General features: G+C 67.6%; 17 protein-coding genes. 5 read left to right on the top strand and 12 right to left on the bottom strand.

Features of this window, described 5'->3' with window-relative positions; genetic code table 11:
* Nucleotides 1-4: 4 nt before the first annotated feature.
* From AC1DS6_RS04670 to AC1DS6_RS04700, 7 genes are all read right to left on the bottom strand, one after another.
* Nucleotides 5-1,234 (bottom strand): GGDEF domain-containing protein, encoded by a 1,230-nt coding sequence (locus AC1DS6_RS04670; protein WP_441636460.1) that lies wholly within the window; start codon nucleotides 1,232-1,234, stop codon nucleotides 5-7.
* A gap of 271 nt (nucleotides 1,235-1,505) precedes the next feature.
* Nucleotides 1,506-2,234, bottom strand: coding sequence for an IclR family transcriptional regulator (locus AC1DS6_RS04675; RefSeq protein WP_441636462.1), 729 nt, complete (start codon nucleotides 2,232-2,234; stop codon nucleotides 1,506-1,508).
* A 108-nt stretch (nucleotides 2,235-2,342) separates the two neighbouring features.
* Nucleotides 2,343-3,956 carry an FAD-binding oxidoreductase gene (locus AC1DS6_RS04680; RefSeq protein ID WP_477102180.1) on the bottom strand — a complete coding sequence of 538 codons (1,614 nt, stop codon included), beginning with the start codon at nucleotides 3,954-3,956 and terminating at the stop codon, nucleotides 2,343-2,345.
* A gap of 21 nt (nucleotides 3,957-3,977) precedes the next feature.
* Nucleotides 3,978-4,445: a hypothetical protein gene (locus AC1DS6_RS04685; RefSeq protein ID WP_477102181.1), complete on the bottom strand. Its 468-nt coding sequence runs from the start codon at nucleotides 4,443-4,445 to the stop codon at nucleotides 3,978-3,980.
* Between the two features lie 224 nt (nucleotides 4,446-4,669).
* The gene (locus AC1DS6_RS04690; protein ID WP_441637572.1) at nucleotides 4,670-5,452 is read right to left on the bottom strand and encodes an anti-sigma factor family protein; all 783 of its coding nucleotides are present in this window, start codon (nucleotides 5,450-5,452) and stop codon (nucleotides 4,670-4,672) included.
* Nucleotides 5,449-5,988: a sigma-70 family RNA polymerase sigma factor gene (locus AC1DS6_RS04695; RefSeq protein WP_477102211.1), complete on the bottom strand. Its 540-nt coding sequence runs from the start codon at nucleotides 5,986-5,988 to the stop codon at nucleotides 5,449-5,451. Before AC1DS6_RS04695 ends, AC1DS6_RS04690 begins: the two co-directional genes overlap by 4 nt.
* A gap of 46 nt (nucleotides 5,989-6,034) precedes the next feature.
* Complete coding sequence (locus AC1DS6_RS04700; protein ID WP_200876776.1) at nucleotides 6,035-6,190, bottom strand: hypothetical protein; 156 nt, start codon at nucleotides 6,188-6,190, stop codon at nucleotides 6,035-6,037.
* A 753-nt stretch (nucleotides 6,191-6,943) separates the two neighbouring features.
* Here AC1DS6_RS04700 and AC1DS6_RS04705 point away from each other — a divergent pair.
* Genes AC1DS6_RS04705 through AC1DS6_RS04715 form a run of 3 tightly spaced genes read left to right on the top strand, consistent with a single transcriptional unit; the run spans nucleotide 6,944 to nucleotide 12,926 of the window.
* Entirely contained in the window at nucleotides 6,944-8,194 is a 1,251-nt protein-coding gene (locus AC1DS6_RS04705; RefSeq protein WP_441636815.1) for an efflux RND transporter periplasmic adaptor subunit, read from the top strand.
* 15 nt (nucleotides 8,195-8,209) lie between these two features.
* Nucleotides 8,210-11,410, top strand: coding sequence for an efflux RND transporter permease subunit (locus AC1DS6_RS04710; protein ID WP_441636813.1), 3,201 nt, complete (start codon nucleotides 8,210-8,212; stop codon nucleotides 11,408-11,410).
* Between the two features lies 1 nt (nucleotide 11,411).
* A complete protein-coding gene (locus AC1DS6_RS04715) occupies nucleotides 11,412-12,926 on the top strand; it encodes an efflux transporter outer membrane subunit (protein ID WP_477102182.1) in 1,515 nt (504 codons plus the stop codon).
* A gap of 18 nt (nucleotides 12,927-12,944) precedes the next feature.
* Here AC1DS6_RS04715 and AC1DS6_RS04720 read toward each other — a convergent pair whose 3' ends face one another.
* The 3 genes from AC1DS6_RS04720 to AC1DS6_RS04730 all read right to left on the bottom strand — a co-directional run bounded on the left by AC1DS6_RS04720 (nucleotide 12,945) and on the right by AC1DS6_RS04730 (nucleotide 16,255).
* On the bottom strand, nucleotides 12,945-13,715 hold the full coding sequence (locus AC1DS6_RS04720; RefSeq protein ID WP_441636809.1) for a class I SAM-dependent methyltransferase: 771 nt from the start codon (nucleotides 13,713-13,715) through the stop codon (nucleotides 12,945-12,947).
* Nucleotides 13,716-13,923: 208 nt separating this feature from the next.
* Nucleotides 13,924-14,919 (bottom strand): hypothetical protein, encoded by a 996-nt coding sequence (locus AC1DS6_RS04725; protein WP_441636807.1) that lies wholly within the window; start codon nucleotides 14,917-14,919, stop codon nucleotides 13,924-13,926.
* 199 nt (nucleotides 14,920-15,118) lie between these two features.
* Nucleotides 15,119-16,255 (bottom strand): 4-hydroxyphenylpyruvate dioxygenase family protein, encoded by a 1,137-nt coding sequence (locus tag AC1DS6_RS04730; RefSeq protein WP_441636805.1) that lies wholly within the window; start codon nucleotides 16,253-16,255, stop codon nucleotides 15,119-15,121.
* A gap of 407 nt (nucleotides 16,256-16,662) precedes the next feature.
* Between AC1DS6_RS04730 and AC1DS6_RS04735 the strand changes: the two genes are divergently transcribed.
* Both AC1DS6_RS04735 and AC1DS6_RS04740 read left to right on the top strand, forming a co-directional pair.
* Complete coding sequence (locus AC1DS6_RS04735) at nucleotides 16,663-17,496, top strand: shikimate dehydrogenase family protein (RefSeq protein WP_441636803.1); 834 nt, start codon at nucleotides 16,663-16,665, stop codon at nucleotides 17,494-17,496.
* Between the two features lie 104 nt (nucleotides 17,497-17,600).
* Entirely contained in the window at nucleotides 17,601-18,950 is a 1,350-nt protein-coding gene (locus tag AC1DS6_RS04740; RefSeq protein WP_441636801.1) for an MFS transporter, read from the top strand.
* Between the two features lie 55 nt (nucleotides 18,951-19,005).
* On the opposite strand, the gene aroQ is transcribed toward AC1DS6_RS04740, so the two are convergent.
* Nucleotides 19,006-19,458, bottom strand: coding sequence for a type II 3-dehydroquinate dehydratase (aroQ, locus tag AC1DS6_RS04745; RefSeq protein WP_441637382.1), 453 nt, complete (start codon nucleotides 19,456-19,458; stop codon nucleotides 19,006-19,008).
* 70 nt (nucleotides 19,459-19,528) lie between these two features.
* A complete protein-coding gene (locus tag AC1DS6_RS04750) occupies nucleotides 19,529-19,888 on the bottom strand; it encodes a Gfo/Idh/MocA family oxidoreductase (RefSeq protein ID WP_441637389.1) in 360 nt (119 codons plus the stop codon).
* Between the last annotated feature and the right edge of the window lie 20 nt (nucleotides 19,889-19,908).

Consider the following 19,908-nt stretch of genomic DNA (forward strand, 5'->3'; position numbering starts at 1 on the left):
AGAACTACCGGATCGGCGCGTGGACGGAATCGCCCACGTCGCCAGGTACCGGCCGCGTGGCCGGCGCCATCCAGGACGCCAGCGCATAGCGGTCCCGGCCGAACTCCTTGGCCGCGTAGAGGGCACGGTCGGCCGCCGCGAACAGCGCGCGCCACAGCCCGTCCACCCCCGCCGCCCCGCCCCGCAGCTCGGCCACGCCGATGCTTACGCTGGCGAAGGCCGTCCCGTCGCCGGGCAGCGGGATGGCACGCACTTTCTTCAGGATGCGGTTGGCCAGCGTCGTGGCCTGGCCTTCATCGGTATGCGGGCAGAGGATGCAGAACTCCTCGCCGCCGTAGCGGCCGGCCACATCGGAGGCGCGCCGCGAATTGTCAATGGCCTCCGCAATCAGCTTGAGCACGCTGTCGCCGGCATGGTGGCCGTTACGGTCGTTGACCTGCTTGAAATGATCGACGTCGATCACCAGGCACGACAAGGGCTGGCCGTGGCGCTCCCATGCCGCTACCAGGCTGGTAGCCGCCTTGTCGAGCGCGCCGCGGTTGAGCAGGCGCGTCAGCGCGTCCAGCCGGGCGCCGTCTTCCTTGGCGGCGATAACCTGCTCCATTGCCATCAGCGTGAAGCCGAACAACCCCAGCAAGGTAGCCACAAGCGGCGTCAGCAGCAGGAATGCGTCCGCACTGCTGGCGTAGAACGGGCCCGAGGCCACCATGCCGTTCACACCGGCGGCGAAGCCGGCCAGTTGCGTCGTCAGGTGCATCAGGCTGGCGACCACCACCAGCGGCGTGCCGATGCTGCGCCGGCCCCCGTGGGCGCACAGCAGCGTGCCGGCGGTCAGCGCAGCCACCAGGGCCAGGCAGCCATAGCCGATCACGTGCATGCGCGCCTGGCTGTTGGCCATGCCGGCGACCCCGAGCAGCGCCAGTCCGGCCACCGACACGCCCACTGCCAGCGAGCGGTCCCACGAGACCAGGCCGCAGTAGATCCGCACGCCGCGGTAAATCAGCAGCCTGCCGGCGATAAACGTCGCCGCGCCCGCGGCGCCGACATAAACCAGGCGCGCCGACGCATTGGCGGCCAGCACCAGTCCGGCCGCCGACACCAGCAGGTGCCCCCATGCCCACAGGCGCCCGGCGGCACTGGGACGCAAGGCCGCCAGGAGGCCCGCCGAAATGGCCAGCGCGCTGGCGTACACAACCACCATGACGACGACGATCGTTTGCTGGTCTAACTGCACGGGATTCCTTTGAAGATACCGTGTTGCCGGTGACGTTGACGGGAAGGTGCGGGGGCGGGGGCGGCCTGGATACCGGGTCAATTTCGCAAAGGCGCATGATAACGTCATGGGGCCCCACCGGGCACCCCCGACAAGCCGGGCATGGTTGTCCCTGACAAACATCGTTGGTTTCGTGTCAGGTTCGGACGGAGGAAGCGACGCAGCGCTAACAGCGAGCCGGCGTGCGTCCGGCGACCGTGGCAAGCGCCAGCGAGGCCTGGATCCCCGGGTATCAGACAGGAAACGGGAAGGTGCCCCCCAGCGCCACAGTCAGGTCACGCGCCGCAAGCAGCACATGCGGGCGAAACGCCTCGTCAAAGCGCGGCGTGGGGCAGGTCAACGTCAGCGCGCCCTTCAGCTGGCCGTCCGGACCGAACACGGGCGATGACACGCCGGCAATGTCCGGGATCCGGTCGCCAACCAGCGCGGCAACGCCCTCTTCCCGGATCTTCTGGTAGATCTCTCCGCGCGCGCCGCTGAATGCGCGCAGCACGCGGCCGCCGGCGCCGCGGTTGCGCGGCAGCAGTTCGCCCGCCTTGGCGTGGTCGCGCACCGGCTGCGGCGAATCGACACGGTACAGGCACAGGCGATGCTCGCCCTGCTCGACGTGAAAGGCGGCGCTCTCGCGCGTGGCCTGCACCAGTTGGCGCAGCACGGGCATCACCACCATCTCCAGCGAGAAGGAGGCGGAATACACCGAGTGCAGGCGAGCCACTTCGGGACCTAGCCCATAGCGGCCATCGGTATGACGCAGGATCAGCCTGGCATGTTCGAGCGACGCCAGCAAGCGCAGCAGCGTGCTTTTGTAGAGGCCCGTACGCTGTGCCAGTTCGACCAGGCTCAGTGTGGTGTCGCCAAGATGGAACGCGGAGAGCACATAGAGGGCCCGGTCCACGGCTACGGCGCCGCCTTCCGCGGCATGCTTGTCGGCTTCGGATAGCTGGGCAGCTTTACGTGGCATGTATGTAGAAACAGGAAACAGGAAACAGGACTGGAAAGCTTGAATGGCGCAGGCGAAGGAACGACATTCCCGCACACAGTTCCACGGTATAGAACGGCACCAGCCTTGTCAATTGTCCCCGCCACCCTGCGCGCGGGGACGCCGCCCGCGTGGCCAGATGCCCTGCTTCCCCGGCGCCAGCATGCCCACCGGGTCGAGCGCATCCTTGACCCGCTCGACCAGCCGCAGCATGGCATGCCCGTTGAAATCCTGCTGTGCCGCCACGCGGTCCATCAGGTCCGGATGGGCGCGGTACAGGCCGTAGCCTGCGGCGCCCAGTTCGCCCGCCAGCCGGTGCGCAAGCGCGCGCGCCTGGCTGCGCTGCTGCGGGTCGGCACGATCGAAGATGGCGGCGAAGATGTGATGCAGGCACCGTGGCGCCGCGGTGAAGCCACCGTAGTAGTCGAAGCCGTGCGCCGCCGCGCGATCGCGCACCAGCAGGTATTGCCGCATGGCATCGGCACCGGTGGCCGGGCACAGTGGCGAGATATCGAGGTGCGCGCCGTCGCCGCCGCACCACGCCAGCATGCGCATGGCCGACAAGCTGGGCACGCCAAGCAGGCCCAGCGCGCCTGCGCTGTCCGGCGGCGCGCTGGCCACGCCGGCGGCGTCGTACGGCCAGGCCCGCAGGCGCGCGCCGGGGATCGCGCCGAATGCCTTGCGCGCGATGCGCCAGCGCGCCTGCACCAGCGCGGCCGGTCCGTACAGGCCGAAACGCAGGTTCCACCAGCCGATGTCCAGCTTGCGGATCATGGCTTGCAGCGCCGTTGCCGGCATGGGGCCGGCACCGTCATACCAGTCGCTGCGCGCCGACACGCCGGCGGCCCAGCGCACGGCGCTTTCGATCACGGCCGGCCCGTGCACGACCTCGGCCAGCCGCAGCGGGCGCAGCGTGTCGACTACCGTCTCCAGGTCGGATTCGCGGGCAAAGCTGGCCTGGCACAGCAAGACCGTCTCCGGCGCGGGCATCAGCCAGATGCCCATCTTGGTGACGATGCCGAGATTGGATTGCATGAACAGGCCATCGATGCCAGGGCCATAGCCGTCCCGGTGCAATTGCCAGGCCGTGCCGCCGGACAGCGCGCCCATGCCGGTGCGCACGATCTCCCCGCTGGCCAGTACCACCTCCATGCCGCACTGCATGGCGGCGTGATCGCCATAGGGCGTGACGCCAAACCCGCGCTCCAGCGTATTGCCGATCACGCTGCCCCAGCTGACCGCCGGCGGATCGATCCACAGCGCAATGCCTTCGCGGCGCAAATGCGCGTGGAGATCGAAATAGCTGACGCCCGGCTCCACCAGCGCATAGGCCAGCGCCGGGTTCACTTCGAGAATGCGGTTCATGCGCCGCAGGTCGAGCACCAGCGTGCCGCGCTGCCGCGGCGCGGCGCCGCCGTAGCCCAGGTTGCGGCCAATGGAAACCGGCCAGAGCGCAAGGCCCGCGGCGCTTGCCACGCGCAGCGCGTCCTGCACTTGGGCAATGCTGGCCGGCAGCAACACCGCGGAGGGGGCGAAGGCCCCCGGATCTTCATCGGGCAGTGGCGAGTAGGGATCGAGATAGGCGGCGAGGTCGGAGGGCGCGGACAATACCGCGCCCTCCCCGAGCACCGAGGCGAAATCATCCAGGGCCCGCGCAAACCGCGCCGTGGAACAGTCGGGCGGAAGCACCTGTTTCGCATTCACGTCCGGCGCCGGCCTCCCTCCTCAATGGTGGTGGCCACCGCCACCGCCGCCCCCATGGAATCCACCCTGGAATCCACCGCGGAACCCGCCCCGGAACCCACCGCGCATGCCGCCATGGAAGCCGCCCCCCGCGTGCGCGAAGGACATGTGGTGCATATGGTGAAAGTGATGAAAACGGTCAACGAAGATAAAGCTCGCCCCAAAGCCGACACCGACCGGCGCCCAGTACCACGGATCGACGTAGTAAGCCGGCTGCGTATAGATCATGGTGCCGCCGGAGCTTTCCACCATCTGCCACGAACCGTCCGGCTGCAGGCAGGCCAGCCCGACCACTTGCTGCAGGTAGCCATCGATCTCCACCTGTCCCGCCATCTGCTGGCAGGGCGACGAATAGCCGTTCCATGCGTCAGCGGCCATCTGCGCTGCGGCCGGCACGCTCAAGCCGAGGCCGGCAAGCAACGCCGCCACGGCACCCAGAGCTTTTCCCATGATGTCATCCCAGGGAACGAACGCCCGACGTTTGCGACGTACCAGGGCAACGCGCAAGGCACATCCCGCGGCACATCGGTTTGCCTGCAGGACCCGCTGGCGCGGCTGGCGCACGCGCCTGCGCGCCTGCATTACGTAAACGGATTGGCGCCCCCGCTTATTCCCCCGTTTATTCCCCCGTTCATGCCACGCTGCCTGACGTCGTCAAAACGCGCCGCGGACCGCTATCGCCACGCCTCCGGATGCCCTCCCAGGCTGGCGCAGACATCGCCGGCGATGGCGCGCAGGCGAGCTTCGCCCAGTTGGCCTGACAGCGCATAGCCGGCTCCGCCCCCGACCCAGTAATAGGTGCGGCGGTCCGCCTGGCGCAGCAGGCCGAGCGAGGCCGAAGCCGGCGCCGCCGGCGTGATGTACAGCGTGAGCCGCTCGCCGGCCGCGTTCTGGTACATCAGTTGCGCAGCCGGGCCGGCGTCGCCCACAAGCAGCCGGCCACCCAGCAGCGCGAATCCGTATTCGTCCAGCGACGGGATGGTCAGCGTGCGCGCGAGCCGGCGCGACAACCAGGCCTGCAAGTGTGGCTGGTCGGCAGCCGCCACCTCGACCGGATGGCGCTGTTCGGGCGCGAACACCGCGTAGGCGGCATCGGCGTGGCGCGCGAACTCGCGGGGATCGGCGCTCGCACCGGGAAGCCAGGCCACGCCGAGGGCCAGCGCCATTCCGGCCAGCGCCCAGCCCAGCGCGGCAAGGGCACGGCGCCACCAGCGCGGCCGCGCCCTGACCAGCACATAACGCAGGTTGGCTGGCAGCGGAAACAAGGCCTTGAGCGCGGCATTCTGCTGGCGATAGCGCTCCGCCAGCATTGCCGCCTGCGCGTCATGCGCCAGCGCCGCGCGGGCGGCCGCCGCTTCGGACTCCGGCAGTTCGCCGTCCACCAGCGCGCACAAGCGCGCTATCGCCTCGATATCCGGTGCGGGTTGGCTGGAGCCAGTTTCCCGATCGTCGTTCATGGCGTATTTCTCACCACCTTGAGCGGCACGTGCCGCTCGCTGTTTCCACCTGCGCCACCGGTGCCATCGCCAAGCCACGCGCGCAAGCGCTCCCGCGCCCGCGCCAGGCGCGACATCACGGTGCCAGGCGGCACCTGCAATACCGCGGCGGCCTCCTGGTAGCTCAAGCCCTCCAGCACGATCAGCAGCAGCACTTCACGCTGCTCTGCCGGCAGCCGGTACAGCGCGCGTTGCACATCGCGCAGCAAGAGCCCGTCGATTTCGCCTGCCGGGGCCTCCTGCCGCTGCCACAGCGGGTCGGCGTCGTCCACGGCCACTTCGCGGCGGCGGCGCAACTGATCGATATAGAGATTACGCAGCACGGTCAGCATCCAGGCCCTGACGTTGCTGCCCGCGCGCAGGCGGCTGCCCTGGGCGATCGCGCGCTCCGCGGTGTCCTGCACCAGGTCGTCCGCCCACGCGGCGTCGCCGGTAAGGGCGCGCGCATAGCGCCGCAGTTGCGGAAGCCAGACCGCTATGTCATCGCCAAAGCTCACAGCTGACAAGACATGGGGCACGCATCCCGATGCATCCGCGCGGATCTCAGTACCCGCCGCCGCCCATGCCGCCGGTGCCGCTCGTGCTACGACTGCCGTCGCGCGAGGCCGATGACTGGCCGGACCCGCCGCCATCCGACGAGCAGGCCGCCACCGCCATCAACGCCAGCAGCAATGCTGAAACCAGTCGGAGCGCTTTCATGTTGGTCTCCTTGGTGGCAGGCCACGCGGCGGCGGCATCGGCCGATGCCGCATGCGCCACGGCCGGCTGCGCGCATGCCGCCGCCGGTCCTGCCCAACGGGTAAACGCATGGCGCCCCGGTTTTATTCCATCGCAGGGGGTGCGTCGCTGTCCGCCGCCGCAATCGCGGCGTATCGCCGACTTCCGCGCCAGGCTCGTGCGGCCCGCGATACTTCACGACGTTCCTTGCATTGTCATGCAAGTGATCTAGAGTGATGTGATGCGCCATTTCGCCCCGCCGTTTCGCCCCACTCTGCCCTGCTGTGACGGTAAATGAATAGTCACAGCGCTTCACGGCATGACGGCATGACGTCACGATGAAGTGATCGAGCAATGGCTGGATTGAGTGCACTGACACAGGCTCGCATTCAGTTTGCGGAAATCACCTTCCTCCACCTCGTTCGTCCTGCCATTTCCCATGGCCAGGTCAGGCATCAACGCTCTCACGGCCTTTCCCGCGCGCCGTGCGAGGCTTCCGGCCATCGCCGCCGCCCTGATCGCGGCCACGACCGATAGCCGAACCTTCAACGATGGCCTTGCGCGGCGCAAAGCCGGAATGGCTGCCGCCTTGCTTCCCCGGCGCCGGCCGGCGCCCCGCCGCGCCGCATCCGTCACCGGGCCGTCAAGCCGCCCCGCCGGCCCGGTCCGGCGGGCATCCGGCGCATGCGTGTTTTCGTGTCTCCAGTCCCCTACCACCGATTCCGAGGTTCTTTCATGCGCATCGAGCGGGTTCCATTTCGCCATATCAGTGCCGCGACGATTGCCGTAGTGCTTGCCGCGTGCGGACAGAAACCTGCTGCGCCGCCGCCCCCGCCGCTGGAAGTCGGCGTCGTCACCGTCAAGCCGGCCACCGTGCCTGTCACGACCGAACTACCCGGCCGCACCAGCGCGTTCCTGGTGGCGCAGGTGCGCGCGCGGGTCGATGGCATCGTGCAGCGCCGGGAATTCACCGAGGGCTCCGACGTCAAGACCGGACAGCGTCTCTACAAGATCGACCCGACGCCCTACATTGCCGCGCTCAACAATGCCAAGGCGGCGCTGGCGAAGGCGCAGGCCAACGTCGGCACGCAGCAAGCGCTGGTCCAGCGCTACAAGATACTGGTCGGGGCAAACGCCGTGAGCAAGCAGGACTACGACAACGCCGTTGCCGCGCTGGGCCAGGCGGTGGCCGACGTGGCAGCTGGCAAGGCTGGCGTGGAAACGGCGCAGATCAACCTGGGCTACACCGATGTCGTCTCGCCGATCACCGGGCGCAGCGGCGTGTCGCAGGTCACGCCGGGCGCCTACGTGCAGGCCAGCCAGGCCACCCTGCTGACCACCGTGCAGCAAATGGACCCCATCTACGTCAACCTGACGCAATCGAGCGTGGAAGGCCTGCGGCTGCGCCGCCAGATCCTGGAAGGCCGGTTGCAGACCAGCGGCGCCAACGCCGCCAAGGTCACGCTGCTGCTCGAAGACGGCCGCACTTACCCGCAGACCGGCCAGATCCAGTTCACCGACGTGAGCGTCGACCAGGGCACGGGCTCCGTCACGGTGCGCGCGATCTTCCCCAACCAGGACCGGGTGCTGCTGCCGGGCATGTTCGTGCGCGCGCGCATCGACGAGGGCATGAACGACAAGGCCATCGTCGTGCCCCAGATCGGCGTCACGCATGACCAGAAGGGGCAGCCGGTGGTGCTCGTGGTCGGCCAGGACAACAAGGTAGCCCAGCGCCAGATCGCCACTTCGGGCACCTTCGGCAATGGCTGGGTGGTGGACAGCGGCCTGCTACCGGGCGATCGCGTGATCGTGAACGGCGTGGAAAAGGCAAAACCCGGCATGACGGTAAAGCCGGTCGAGGCCCAGGTGCCGGCGCAGCCGGCCTCCGGCGCGCAGGCAACGCCCCCCGCGAGCGCGCCTGCGGCATCGGCGACAGCGGCGCCATCGTCGGCGCCATCCCCGTCATCCACCCCGGCCGCGCAATAAAAGGGAGCCGCCTTCATGGCAAAGTTCTTTATCGACCGGCCAATCTTTGCGTGGGTGATCGCCATCATCCTGATGCTGGCCGGCCTGGCCTCCACCGCCACGTTGCCGGTTGCCCAGTACCCGACGATTGCCCCGCCCGCCGTCCAGATCAGCGCCACCTATCCCGGCGCTTCCGCAAAAACCGTCGAAGATACCGTCACGCAGGTAATCGAGCAGCAGATGAGCGGTCTCGATCACCTGCTCTACCTGTCCTCCACCAGCGACGACTCCGGCACGGCCACCATCACGCTGACCTTCGCGGCCGGCACCAATCCGGACATTGCGCAGGTCCAGGTACAGAACAAGCTGCAACTCGCGACGCCGCTCTTGCCGCAGGCCGTGCAGCAACTGGGCACCAAGGTCACGAAATCGAGCAGCAGCTTCCTGCTGATCCTCGCCTTTGTGTCGAAGGATGGCAGCATGGGCCGCTACGACCTCGCCAACTACGTGGCATCGAAGGTGCTGGACCCGGTCAGCCGGATCGACGGCGTCGGTACGGTGACGCTGTTCGGCACGCAGTACGCGATGCGCATCTGGCTGGACGCGACCAAGCTGAACAACTACAGCCTGACGCCGATCGACGTCAAGAACGCGGTCGCGGCGCAGAACGTGCAGGTGGCCGGCGGCAGCCTGGGCGGCACGCCGTCGGTGCCGGGACAAATGCTGCAGGCCACCATCACGGAAGCCACGCTGCTGCAAACCCCTGCGCAGTTCGGCAATATCCTGCTGAAAGTGAATACCGACGGCTCGCAGGTGCGCCTGAAGGATGTGGCGCGGATCGATCTTGGCGGCGAGAACTACAACTTCGACACCAAGTACAACGGCCAGCCGACCGCGGCCTTCGGCATCCAGCTCGCCACCGGTGCCAACGCGCTCAGCACAGCAAAGGCGGTACGCGCCAAGATGACCGAGCTGCTGCGGTACGCGCCGCAGGGCGTGGTGGTGGAGTATCCGTACGACATCACGCCGTTCATCACGCTGTCGATCGAGGAAGTGATCAAGACCCTGATCGAAGGCATCGTGCTGGTGTTCCTGGTCATGTACCTGTTCCTGCAGAACCTGCGCGCCACGCTGATCCCGACGATCGCGGTGCCGGTGGTGCTGCTGGGGACGTTCGCGGTGATGTCGGTGGTGGGGTTTTCGATCAACACGCTGTCGATGTTCGGCATGGTACTGGCCATCGGCCTGCTGGTGGACGATGCGATCGTGGTGGTGGAGAACGTCGAGCGGGTCATGGCCGAGGAAGGCCTGTCGCCGCGCGACGCGACGCGCAAGGCCATGGAGCAGATCACCGGCGCGCTGGTCGGCGTGGCCCTGGTGCTGTCGGCGGTGTTCGTGCCGGTGGCGTTCTCCGGCGGCTCGGTGGGCGCGATCTACCGGCAGTTCTCGCTGACCATCGTCGCCGCCATGGTGCTGTCCGTGATGGTCGCGCTGATCCTGACGCCGGCGTTGTGCGCGACCATGCTCGAGCCGATCCCGAAGGGCCATCACGACGAAAAGACCGGCTTCTTCGGCTGGTTCAACCGTACGTTCGCGAAGAGCCAGCAGAAATACCGTGGCGGCGTGGTGCACGTGATCCGGCGCTCCGGCCGCTGGCTGATCATCTACCTGGTGGTGATCCTGATCGTGGGCTTCCTGTTCGTGCGGCTGCCCAAGGCGTTCCTGCCGGAAGAAGACCAGGGCACGATGTTCGTGCTGGTGCAGGCGCCCGTGGGCTCCACGCAGGAGCGCACCGCCAAGGTGCTGCTGGATGTGCAGCAGTACCTGCTGAATAGCGAGAAAGACGCGGTCGAGGCGGTGCTGACGGTGAACGGCTTCAGCTTTGCCGGCCGGGGGCAGAACTCCGGCCTGGTGTTCGTGCGGCTGAAGGACTTCAAGCAGCGCGAGTCCGCGGACCTTAAAGCCCCTGCCCTGGTCAAGCGGATCTTCGGACATTTCGCCGGGTACAAGGACGCCAACGTGTTCCCGTTGAATCCGCCGTCGATCCCGGAACTCGGCACGGCCGCGGGTTTCGACTTCGAGTTGCAGGATCGCGCCGGCCTGGGCCACGAGAAACTGATGCAGGCGCGCAATATGCTGCTCGGCATGGCGGCGCAGGATCCGATGCTCGCGCAGGTCCGCCCGAACGGCCTGAACGACACACCGCAGTTCAAGGTCAACATCGACCGCGAAAAAGCCAATGCGCTCGGTGTCAGCGCCGCGGACATCGACCAGACTTTCTCCGCGGCATGGGCTTCCCTGTACATCAACAACTTCCTCGACACCGACAACCGGATCAAGAAGGTCTACGTGCAGGGAGAGCCGAGATTCCGCATGAATCCCGAGGACCTGAACGCCTGGTACGTGCGCAACGCGTCCGGCGGCATGGTGCCGTTCGCGGCATTCGGTTCGGGGGCCTGGATCTATGGATCTCCCAAGCTGGAACGCTTCAACGGCATTCCGGCGACCGAGATCCAGGGCGCGGCCGCTTCCGGCAAATCCACCGGCCAGGCGATGAACGCCATGGAAGCCATCGCCGCCAAACTGCCGCCCGGCATCGGCTACGAATGGACGGGCCTGTCGTACCAGGAGCGCCAGTCCGGCTCGCAGGCGCCGATCCTCTATGGCATTTCGATCCTGTTCGTGTTCCTGTGCCTGGCCGCGCTGTATGAAAGCTGGTCGATTCCGTTCTCTGTGATCATGGTCGTGCCGCTCGGCGTCCTGGGCGCGCTGCTGGCAGCCACCCTGCGCGGGCTGGAGAACGACGTGTTCTTCCAGGTCGGCCTGCTGACCACGGTGGGCCTGTCGGCCAAGAACGCCATCCTGATCGTGGAATTCGCCCGCGACCTGCGCGACCAGGGCATGAGCACCATCAATGCGGCGGTGGAGGCCTCCCGCCTGCGCCTGCGCCCGATCCTGATGACATCGCTCGCCTTCATCCTTGGCGTGATGCCGCTTGCGCTCAGCAACGGCGCGGGCTCGGGCAGCCAGCATGCGATCGGTACCGGCGTGATCGGCGGGATGCTGACGGCGACCTTCCTGGCCATCTTCATGATCCCGATGTTCTTCGTCGTGATCGGCAAGTTCAGCAAGACCAAGGCAGCGCCGGGGACGCCTCCCCCGCCATCGCCGCCTTCCGGCCAGCCTGACCAGCCGGACAGCAACGGCGACGCCGGCATGCACAGGGAAGGACACTGAGATGCCCAGACTCGCATCGATCACGACCGCCGTGGCCATCCTGGCCGCCGGCTGCACGCTCCAGCCACGCTACGAGCGCCCGGCCGCCCCTGTTGCGCCGGCCTTCCCCGCCGGCGGCGCCTACGGCCAGCAGCCCGCCGCGAGCGGCGCGGAGAGTACCACGGCGGCCGCGCCGGCGACCGATATCGGCTGGCGGGATTTCTTTGCCGATCCGCGTCTTCAGCGCCTGCTCGAGCTGGCGCTGAAGAACAACCGCGACCTGCGCGTGTCGGTACTGAACATAGAAGCGGCGCGGGCGCAGTACCAGATCACGCGCGCGGCGTTGTTTCCCTCGGTCAACGCGGCGGCCTCGGGAACCCGGGCGCGCACGCCGGCGAACCTGACGGTCGCGGGCCGGACCATTGCGGCCGAATATTCGGTCGGCCTCAACGCGTCATGGGAAATCGACTTCTTCGGCCGTATCCGCAGCCTGTCGGACCAGGCGCTCGCGCAGTACCTGTCGCTGGCGGAAAGCCGCAAGGCGGCAGAGCTTGCCCTGTTGTCTTCGGTGGCGAACCAGTATCTCGCCATGCTCGCCTTCGACGATGCGCTCGCCGTCACGCGCGCCACGCTGGTGACGGCCGAGGAGTCGTTGCGCATCACCAGCCTGAAGTTCGATGTCGGGACCGGCTCGGAGCTTGACCTGCGGCAGTCCGAAGGCGTCGTCGAGCAGGCGCGCGCCAACCTGGAAACGGAAGCCCGGCTGCGCGCGCAGGCGGAGAACGGGCTGGTGCTGCTGGTGGGAGAGCCATTGCCGGAGGACCTGCCGCCGGGCCTGCCGCTCAACAGCCAGGCCCTGCTCGCCGATATCCCGGCGGGCCTGCCGTCCGACCTGCTGACGCGGCGCCCCGACATTGCCGCCGCGGAGCAATTACTGCTGGCCGCCAACGCGAACATCGGCGCGGCGCGCGCGGCTTTTTTCCCCCGCGTGACGCTCACGGGCAATGCGGGCACGCTCTCGCCAACGCTCGGCGGCCTGTTCAAGCCCGGTTCCGGCGCGTGGTCATTCGCGCCGCAGATTACCCTGCCGATCTTCCAGGGCGGCCAGAACGTGGCGGCCCTGGACCTGGCGCAGGTACAGAAACGCATCGAGATCGCCAGCTACGAGAAAGCCATCCAGACCGCCTTTCGCGAGGTGTCCGATGGCCTGGCCGCGCGCGGCACCTTCGACAACCAGATCAAGTCACTGGAACGCTTCACCGGCTCGCAGGAGCGCCGGCTGGTGCTGTCGGACCTGCGCTATCGCAACGGGGTGGACAGCTACCTGAGCGTGCTGACCGCGCAAAACGACCTCTACAGCGCGCAGTTGCTGCTGATCAACGCGCGGCTGCAACGGTTGACGAACCTGGTCGATCTCTACCAGTTCCTCGGCGGCGGCTGGATCGAACGAGCGGGTGACACGCCGCGCCCGGCCGACGCGCCGGCCGACTACGGCATGACCGCACCGGCTCCGGCGCCAGGCACGGCTTCCCCGTAGCCCCCCCGCCCGCGCCTGCTACCCCAGCCGCTGGCAGCTATACGCCTCGGTCCGGTAGGGAAACGCCACGCTCGGCTTGCCGGCCAGCGCCGGGCTGCCGTCGATCACGGCCTGCAGCCGTGCGCGCACCGCATCCTGCTGCGCCGGCGGCAGCGAGGCAATGAAACTGACCGACATCACGCGGTCCACGACCACCTGCTGCGCGGGACCGACATGCTCGTAGGGGAAGGCGGACAGGGCTAGTTCGCCGAAGCCTGCCGCCGGAAACACCGCCTTCCAGTCGCCTTTGTAGAAGCGCGGCGCATCGCCCTCGAACGGCGTCATGATGGCGGTGAGCCGCGCCACCCAGTCGACCGATTCGTCGCGTACGTTCCAGACCAGGCCGAGCTTGCCGCCCGGGCGCAGCACGCGGCCGATCTCGGCCATGGCGGCGCTGTTGGCGAACCAGTGGAAGGCTTGCGCGCAGACCACCGCGTCGACGCTGGCGCCGGGCAGCGGGATGGCCTCGGCGGTGCCCTCGAGCGCCTGCACCGAGGGCACCGCGGCGCTGAGCCGCGCACGCATGGCCGCAACCGGCTCGACCGCGATCACGGTGGCGCCGGTAGCCAGCAGCAGGCGGCTGAACTTGCCAGTGCCCGCGCCCAGGTCCAGCACGGTCTTGCCGGCCCGCAGGCCAAGCTCCTGTTCCAGCCAGGCGCCAAGCGCCGGCGGATAGTCGGGGCGGCCACGGGCGTAGGTATCGGCCTGGCTGGAAAAACCCTGGGCGGCGGCGTGATGGATGTCGGTCATGGGTGCGCGATTCTCTGAGTGCGTGGGACGGGCACGCCGGAGCCGGCAAGCGTGCAGGCGCGGCTCGGGAAGTGGCGGCAGCGGGCGGCGCGCGGTCAGGACCGTGGGAGTCTTGCCGTCGCGGCGGCGGCAAGCCGACAAGCTACGCCTTCCGCGCCGCCCCCGCAAGCACCGGTAAGCCCCGGCGGCGCGCCCCGGCCTGGGAGGCTCAGAAAGAGGGAACCGGGTTCTGGCCCTGGCTCACCAGGTACCTGCCGTCCTGGAAACGATAGCGCACCACTGCGTCCAGCGAGCGGCGCCGGGGCTTGGCCGCGCCGCCGGGCACCTTGACCTCCTCGCCCTGGAACGTCAGCGTGAGCTCCCCCGGCGCATCCGTGCCGAGCGCGAAGGCCGGCTTGCCCTCCACCTGGTAGCAGACCTGCTCGCCATCGTCCTGGCTGTCCGTGCCGCGTTCGGCGGGCGCGAGCGGCTTGCCGGCGAGCGCGTCCGCGCACGGTTCCAGCGCACCGCTGTTTTCCGCGCTCATTGCCACGCTGCCCAGCAAGGTCGATATCTGCCCCGGCGCCAGGCGATAGACGGAGGCCCAGCTGCCGCAATAGCCCTGCCAGCAACTGCCCCAGGTCTGGGTCAGCGCGAAATCCGTGGCTGAGATCTTCGTGACGGATGACTGTCCCAGCGAGCCTTCCACGCCGGTGTAGTCATAGCCGTCGACGCGCCGGTCCAGTTGCCAGGCTTCACCGTTGCGCGTGAAAAAATACGCACCCAGCCAGGCGCCCGCGGCGTGGCTATCGTTGCGCGTGCCGCCTTCATCCACGGTCACGCCTTCGGTCAGCATCACGGCGTGGATGTCATCCAGCCGGATTACCTGGATCGGCTTGACGTCGATGGTGTCCTCCACCAGCGGCGCCTCGCCCTTGCCCTTGTACTCCTGGTCCGGCAAACGGGCGCGCACCACGCGGCCCTTGTCGTCGTCGCGCCAGCCGGGAAAGGCGAGCCGGATCAGGGCCTCGCGCTTGAGGCTGTCGGCCTGCGCAACCGCCGCGGAGGCCGGCCTGGCCTCGGCGGACGAGGCGCCGGCCGCCTCGGGCGAGGTGTCGTGCCGGGAGCACGCGGGCAAGCCGAGGCAAAGTGCCAGGGCCGGCGCCAGCATCAGCCGGGCAAGGGTTGGGCATGCCGGAAAGACAGCGGGAGGGCGAAGATTCATGGTGACGGCGAACGCGAGGGCCGCGGCTGCACGGCCTGAAACAAGGGAGGAAAAAGCTGGGACGACACCGGCGCCGCGCTGAGCACGGGATGCCGCGAACCGCACTATCCGCGAGCAAGTCCGTGCCGTCAAGCCAGTGCGGCATCGCCGTTGGCGGCCTGGCGTGGCAGCTGGCACTGCGCGGCCATCCGCAGGCCGGTCAGGCCGGCGACCTGGGCGCGCGGGCCATGGCCGCTTCCAGCGCCGGCAGGTTGCCCTCGCCGAAACCGTGGTAGCCGTCGCGCTGGACGATCTCGAAGAAGAATTCGCCGGCCTCGCGCCGGGCGAAGGCTTGCAGGAAGCGCTCGCGCGTCCCGTCGTCGCGCTGCGCGCCATCCACCAGGATGCCATAGCGCCGCAACGCGGCCAGATCCAGCCCGTGGCCAGGCACGCGCGCATCGACGGTGTCGTAATAGGCTGGTGGCGGCTCGACGAAACGCACGCCGTTGCGCTCCAGCGCGGCCGCGCTGGCCACGAGGTCGTCGGTCGCCAGCGCAATATGCTGGATACCCTCGCCGTGATGGCCGGACAGGTAGTGCTCCATCTGGTCGTGCCGCTGCGTGCCCTTCTCGTAGATCGGGATGCGGATCAGACCGCATGGCGAAAGCAGTACGCGTGAATCGCTGGCGACATGCCAGCCGGCGTTGACTTCGTGGATCTCGCGAAACCCGAGCACGTTGCGGTAGAAATCGAGCCACTCTTCCAGGTGGCCCGGATCGACCGCCTGCGTCAGATGGTCCACGCGGGTGAGGCCGGCTGCGGTGGACGCGGCGGCGTCCGAAGCCGCATGGGCCAGCGAGCGGAAATCGACGTCGTAGATGGAGATGTCGCCTACGTCGCCGGGCCGGCCTTCCTTGCCGCGCCAGCGGTCGATGAAGTAGATGATGGACTGGCCGATGCCCTGGATGGCGGGAATGTTCAGTTCCATGGGCCCCACCGTCCCGCCCTCGAACGGCCATGCGCCCGCATCGATCGCGCGCGCGAAGGCCGTTGCCGCATCGTTCACGCGAATGCCGACCGCACAGATCGACAGGCCGTATTCGGACGCATAGCGGGTGGCGAAGGAATCCGGCTCCGCGTCGACGATGAAGTTCATCTCGCCTTGCCGGAACAGCTTCACGTTCTTGTGCCGGTGCTGGGCAATGGCATGGAAGCCGAACCGCTCGAAGGTACGCCCGAGCGCCACGGGGTCGGGAGACGCGAATTCGATGAACTCATAACCCATGATGCCCAGCGGATTCTCCCAAGGCTGGAAATCGTCGCCGCGCGGGGAAAAAGCGTCTGCCGACAGGCTCATGTCTCTGCTCCTTTATGGAATCCGTGGTGGCTGCGGGTGTGGCGTCACTCATCATAGCAAGGGCCCCGGCTTCGCTCTAGCCCGGCCGCAAGACCCGCGCGCGCCGAACCGGGTGGGCGCGGCGGCAGCCGAAGCGTAGCCGCCGCCCCCGCAGCCAACAATGGCAACAGCCCCGGCCCGCCACATTATTCGTGCACCGGCGAACGATGAACGCACGAAACTGGCGTAAACCCTTATCTCGCCTTGCCGCTCTGTCCGGGTAGGTGGAGCACCGGGGGCAAACCCGAATTTCGACCTATAATCGCGCGCATTCGTCCATCTATCGCGCATTGTGCCGATTGAATCTCTTGGAACAAGCCACTTGAGCCTCTAAGCTTCGGCTATCCACATCGAACCCGGCCTACATCATGATCAACGGCAAGACCACTCTCATCGCCCATATCGGCTACCCCACCGAGTCATTCAAGGCGCCGATGATCTACAACCCGTGGTTCGAACAGCGCGGCATCAATGCCGTGGTGGTGCCCATGGGCCTGAAAGCGGAGGACTTCGCGAGCGGATTCCGCGCGCTGTTCCGGCTGACCAATATCCGCGGCGCGCTGATCACCATGCCGCACAAGGTCACCACCATGGAACTGGTGGACGCGCTCACCCCGACCGCGCGCATCGCCGGCGCCTGCAACGCCGTGCTGCTGCGCGAGGATGGCACCTTGCTGGGCGACCAGTTCGATGGCGCCGGATTCGTGCGCGGCATCCAGCGCAAGGGCTGCCGGCTGGAGGGCGCCAGCGTGCTGGTCTCGGGCTGCGGCGGCGTCGGTTCGGCCATCGCCGCGTCGCTGGCTGCCGCCGGAGTGGCGCGGCTGGGGCTGTTCGACGCGCGCGAAGCCTCCGCGCAAGCGCTGGCGGCACGCCTGCAGTCGCACTATCCGAGCCTGCAGGTCAGCGTGGGCGCCAACGACCCCGCCGGCTACGAAGTGGTGGTCAACGCCACGCCGCTGGGCATGAACGAGACGGATCCCCTGCCCTTCGACGTATCGCGCATCGATCCGCAGGCATGGGTTGGCGAGGTGGTGATGAAATCCGAATACACGCCCTTGCTGCGCGCGGCCATCGCGCGCGGCTGCAAGGTCCAGGTCGGCACCGACATGCTGTTCGAAATGATTCCGGCCTACCTGGAATTCTTCGGCTTCGGCACGGCAACGGCCGATGCGTTACGCGCCGTGGCCAGGATCGCCTATTGAGCGGCGCGCTCGCCGGCCACGCAGCGGGTACGCTGCCGCAAAAGCACAGACGCCATGCCACGGCAAGGGCGCAAGACAGAATGGAAATTCCCGGAGACACCCCCATGACTACGACACATAAGGACCTTGTCACGCCACTCGCCGTGCATGGCACGATTGGCGACAAGATACGCTCGGCCTTCGCCGTCGGGCGCATGCGCTGGGGCATGCTGGCCCTGGTGTTCTTCGCCACCACGCTGAACTACATCGACCGTGCGGCGCTGGGCGTGATGCAGCCGGTACTGGCCAAGGCCATGAACTGGACAGCCCAGGACTACGCCAATATCAACTTCTGGTTCCAGGTTGGCTATGCCGTGGGCTTTGGGGCGCAGGGGCGCTTTATCGACAAGGTCGGCGTGAAGCGCGCGTTCCTGATCGCGGTGCTGCTGTGGAGCGTCGCCGCCGGCGCGCACGGCCTGGCGGTGTCGGCCGTTGGCTTCATGGTTTGCCGCTTCTTCCTGGGCCTGACCGAAGCCGCCAACTATCCCGCCTGCGTCAAGACCACGCGGCTGTGGTTTCCGGCGGGCGAGCGTGCCGTGGCCACGGGCCTGTTCAATGCCGGCACCAACGTCGGGGCCATGGTCGCGCCGGTCATGCTGCCGCTGATCCTCGTGGCCTGGGGCTGGCAGGCCGCCTTCTTCTGCATCGGCGCGCTCGGCCTCATCTGGGTGGTGTTCTGGGTGCGCAACTACTACGATCCCGAGCAGCACCCGCGCGTCAGCCAGGGCGAGCTGCGCTACGTACAGCAAGGCGTGGAACCCGCGCCGCAGAAGGTGCCGTACTCGCGCATCCTGCGCATGCGCGGCACCTGGGCCTTCGCGCTGGCCTACACCATCACGGCCCCCGTATTCTGGTTCTATCTCTACTGGCTGCCGCCGTTTCTCAACCAGCAGTACAACCTCGGCATCAACGTGACGCAGATGGGCATTCCGCTGATCGTCATCTACCTCGCCGCCGATCTCGGCAGCGTTGGCGGCGGCGCGCTGTCGTCGCTGTTGATCGGCCGGGGCATGGCGCCGGTGAAGGCACGGCTGCTGTCGATGCTGCTCTTCGCCGCCTGCATCACCATGATCGTGTTCGCCGCCGGCGCCAGCAGCCTGTGGATGGCGGTGGCCGCGATCTCGATCGCCATTGGCGCGCACCAGGCCTGGACCGCGAACATCTGGAGCATGGTGATGGACTACACGCCCAAGGAAGTCATCAGCTCCGTGTTCGGCTTCGGCGGCATGATGGGCGCCGTCGGCGGCATGTTCATGACCCAGCTCGTCGGCTACGTGCTGACCAGGACGCACAACAACTACTCGGTGCTGTTCACCATGATTCCCTGCGCGTATTTCCTCGCGCTGGCCTGGATGTACTTCATGGCGCCGCGCGCAGTCCCTGGCGCGATCGAGGGCCAGTCCCCCGCTCACTGAAACGCATGACGGCGCGAGGCGCGGCCCGGCGGCTTTCCGCCGGGCCGCGCCGCTTTCATTTAGCCGGCGTGGCTCTCAGCTTCGCGCCAATGAACTGCAGCGCGAGGCCATAGCCCTGCGTGCCGAAGCCTGCCATCACCGCCTCCGCGATATCGGACAGGTAGGAATGGTGGCGGAACGCCTCGCGCTTGTGCACATTCGAGATATGCACCTCCACGAAGGGAATCGCCACGCCGGCGAAGGCGTCGCGGATCGCCACGCTGGTGTGCGTGAACGCGCCGGGATTGATCAGGATGTAGCTGACGCCCTCGGTGCGCGCCGCGTGGATGCGGTCGACGATGGCGCCTTCGTGGTTGCTCTGGAAGCAGTCCAGCGACAAGCCCATTCCGGCGGCCTGCTGCTTCAGGGCCGCCTCGACGTCCGCCAGCGTGGTCGAGCCATAGATCTGCGGCTCGCGCGTGCCCAACAGGTTCAGGTTGGGGCCGTTGATGACGAGTACGGATTGCATGTTGTTTCCTCTTTCCCAGGTGTTCTTGCCGGTCTTCCGATCGGTGCCGCCTTGCTGGCGGATGCACGGCTCAGGCCTCCACCGTCCCGACGATGCAGCCTGTGCGCGCAGCCTCGGCGATGGCCTCGGCGACACGCAGATTCTGCAGCCCATCATGCACGGTGGCAAGAGGCTTCGCCGTGCCGTGGATCACGTCGCAGAAATGCGCGAGCTGCCGTTCGAGCGGGTCCTCGTGCACCAATCCGGCCACGCTGGCCTGGAATGGCTTTAACCATGAGCGGTCTTTGTCGCGCGCGCAGGTCTTGAGTCGCATGGTCTGCACGGCTAGCGATCCGTGCGCACCGGCGATCAGGTAGCAGTCCTCATCCGGATAACTTCTGGCCCTCCTAGAAGCCCGGCACGCAACGCGCAAGGATGGCCGGACATGCACCAGACAGCAGTACCTGACCG

Source organism: Cupriavidus sp. 05L310, from assembly GCF_056398185.1.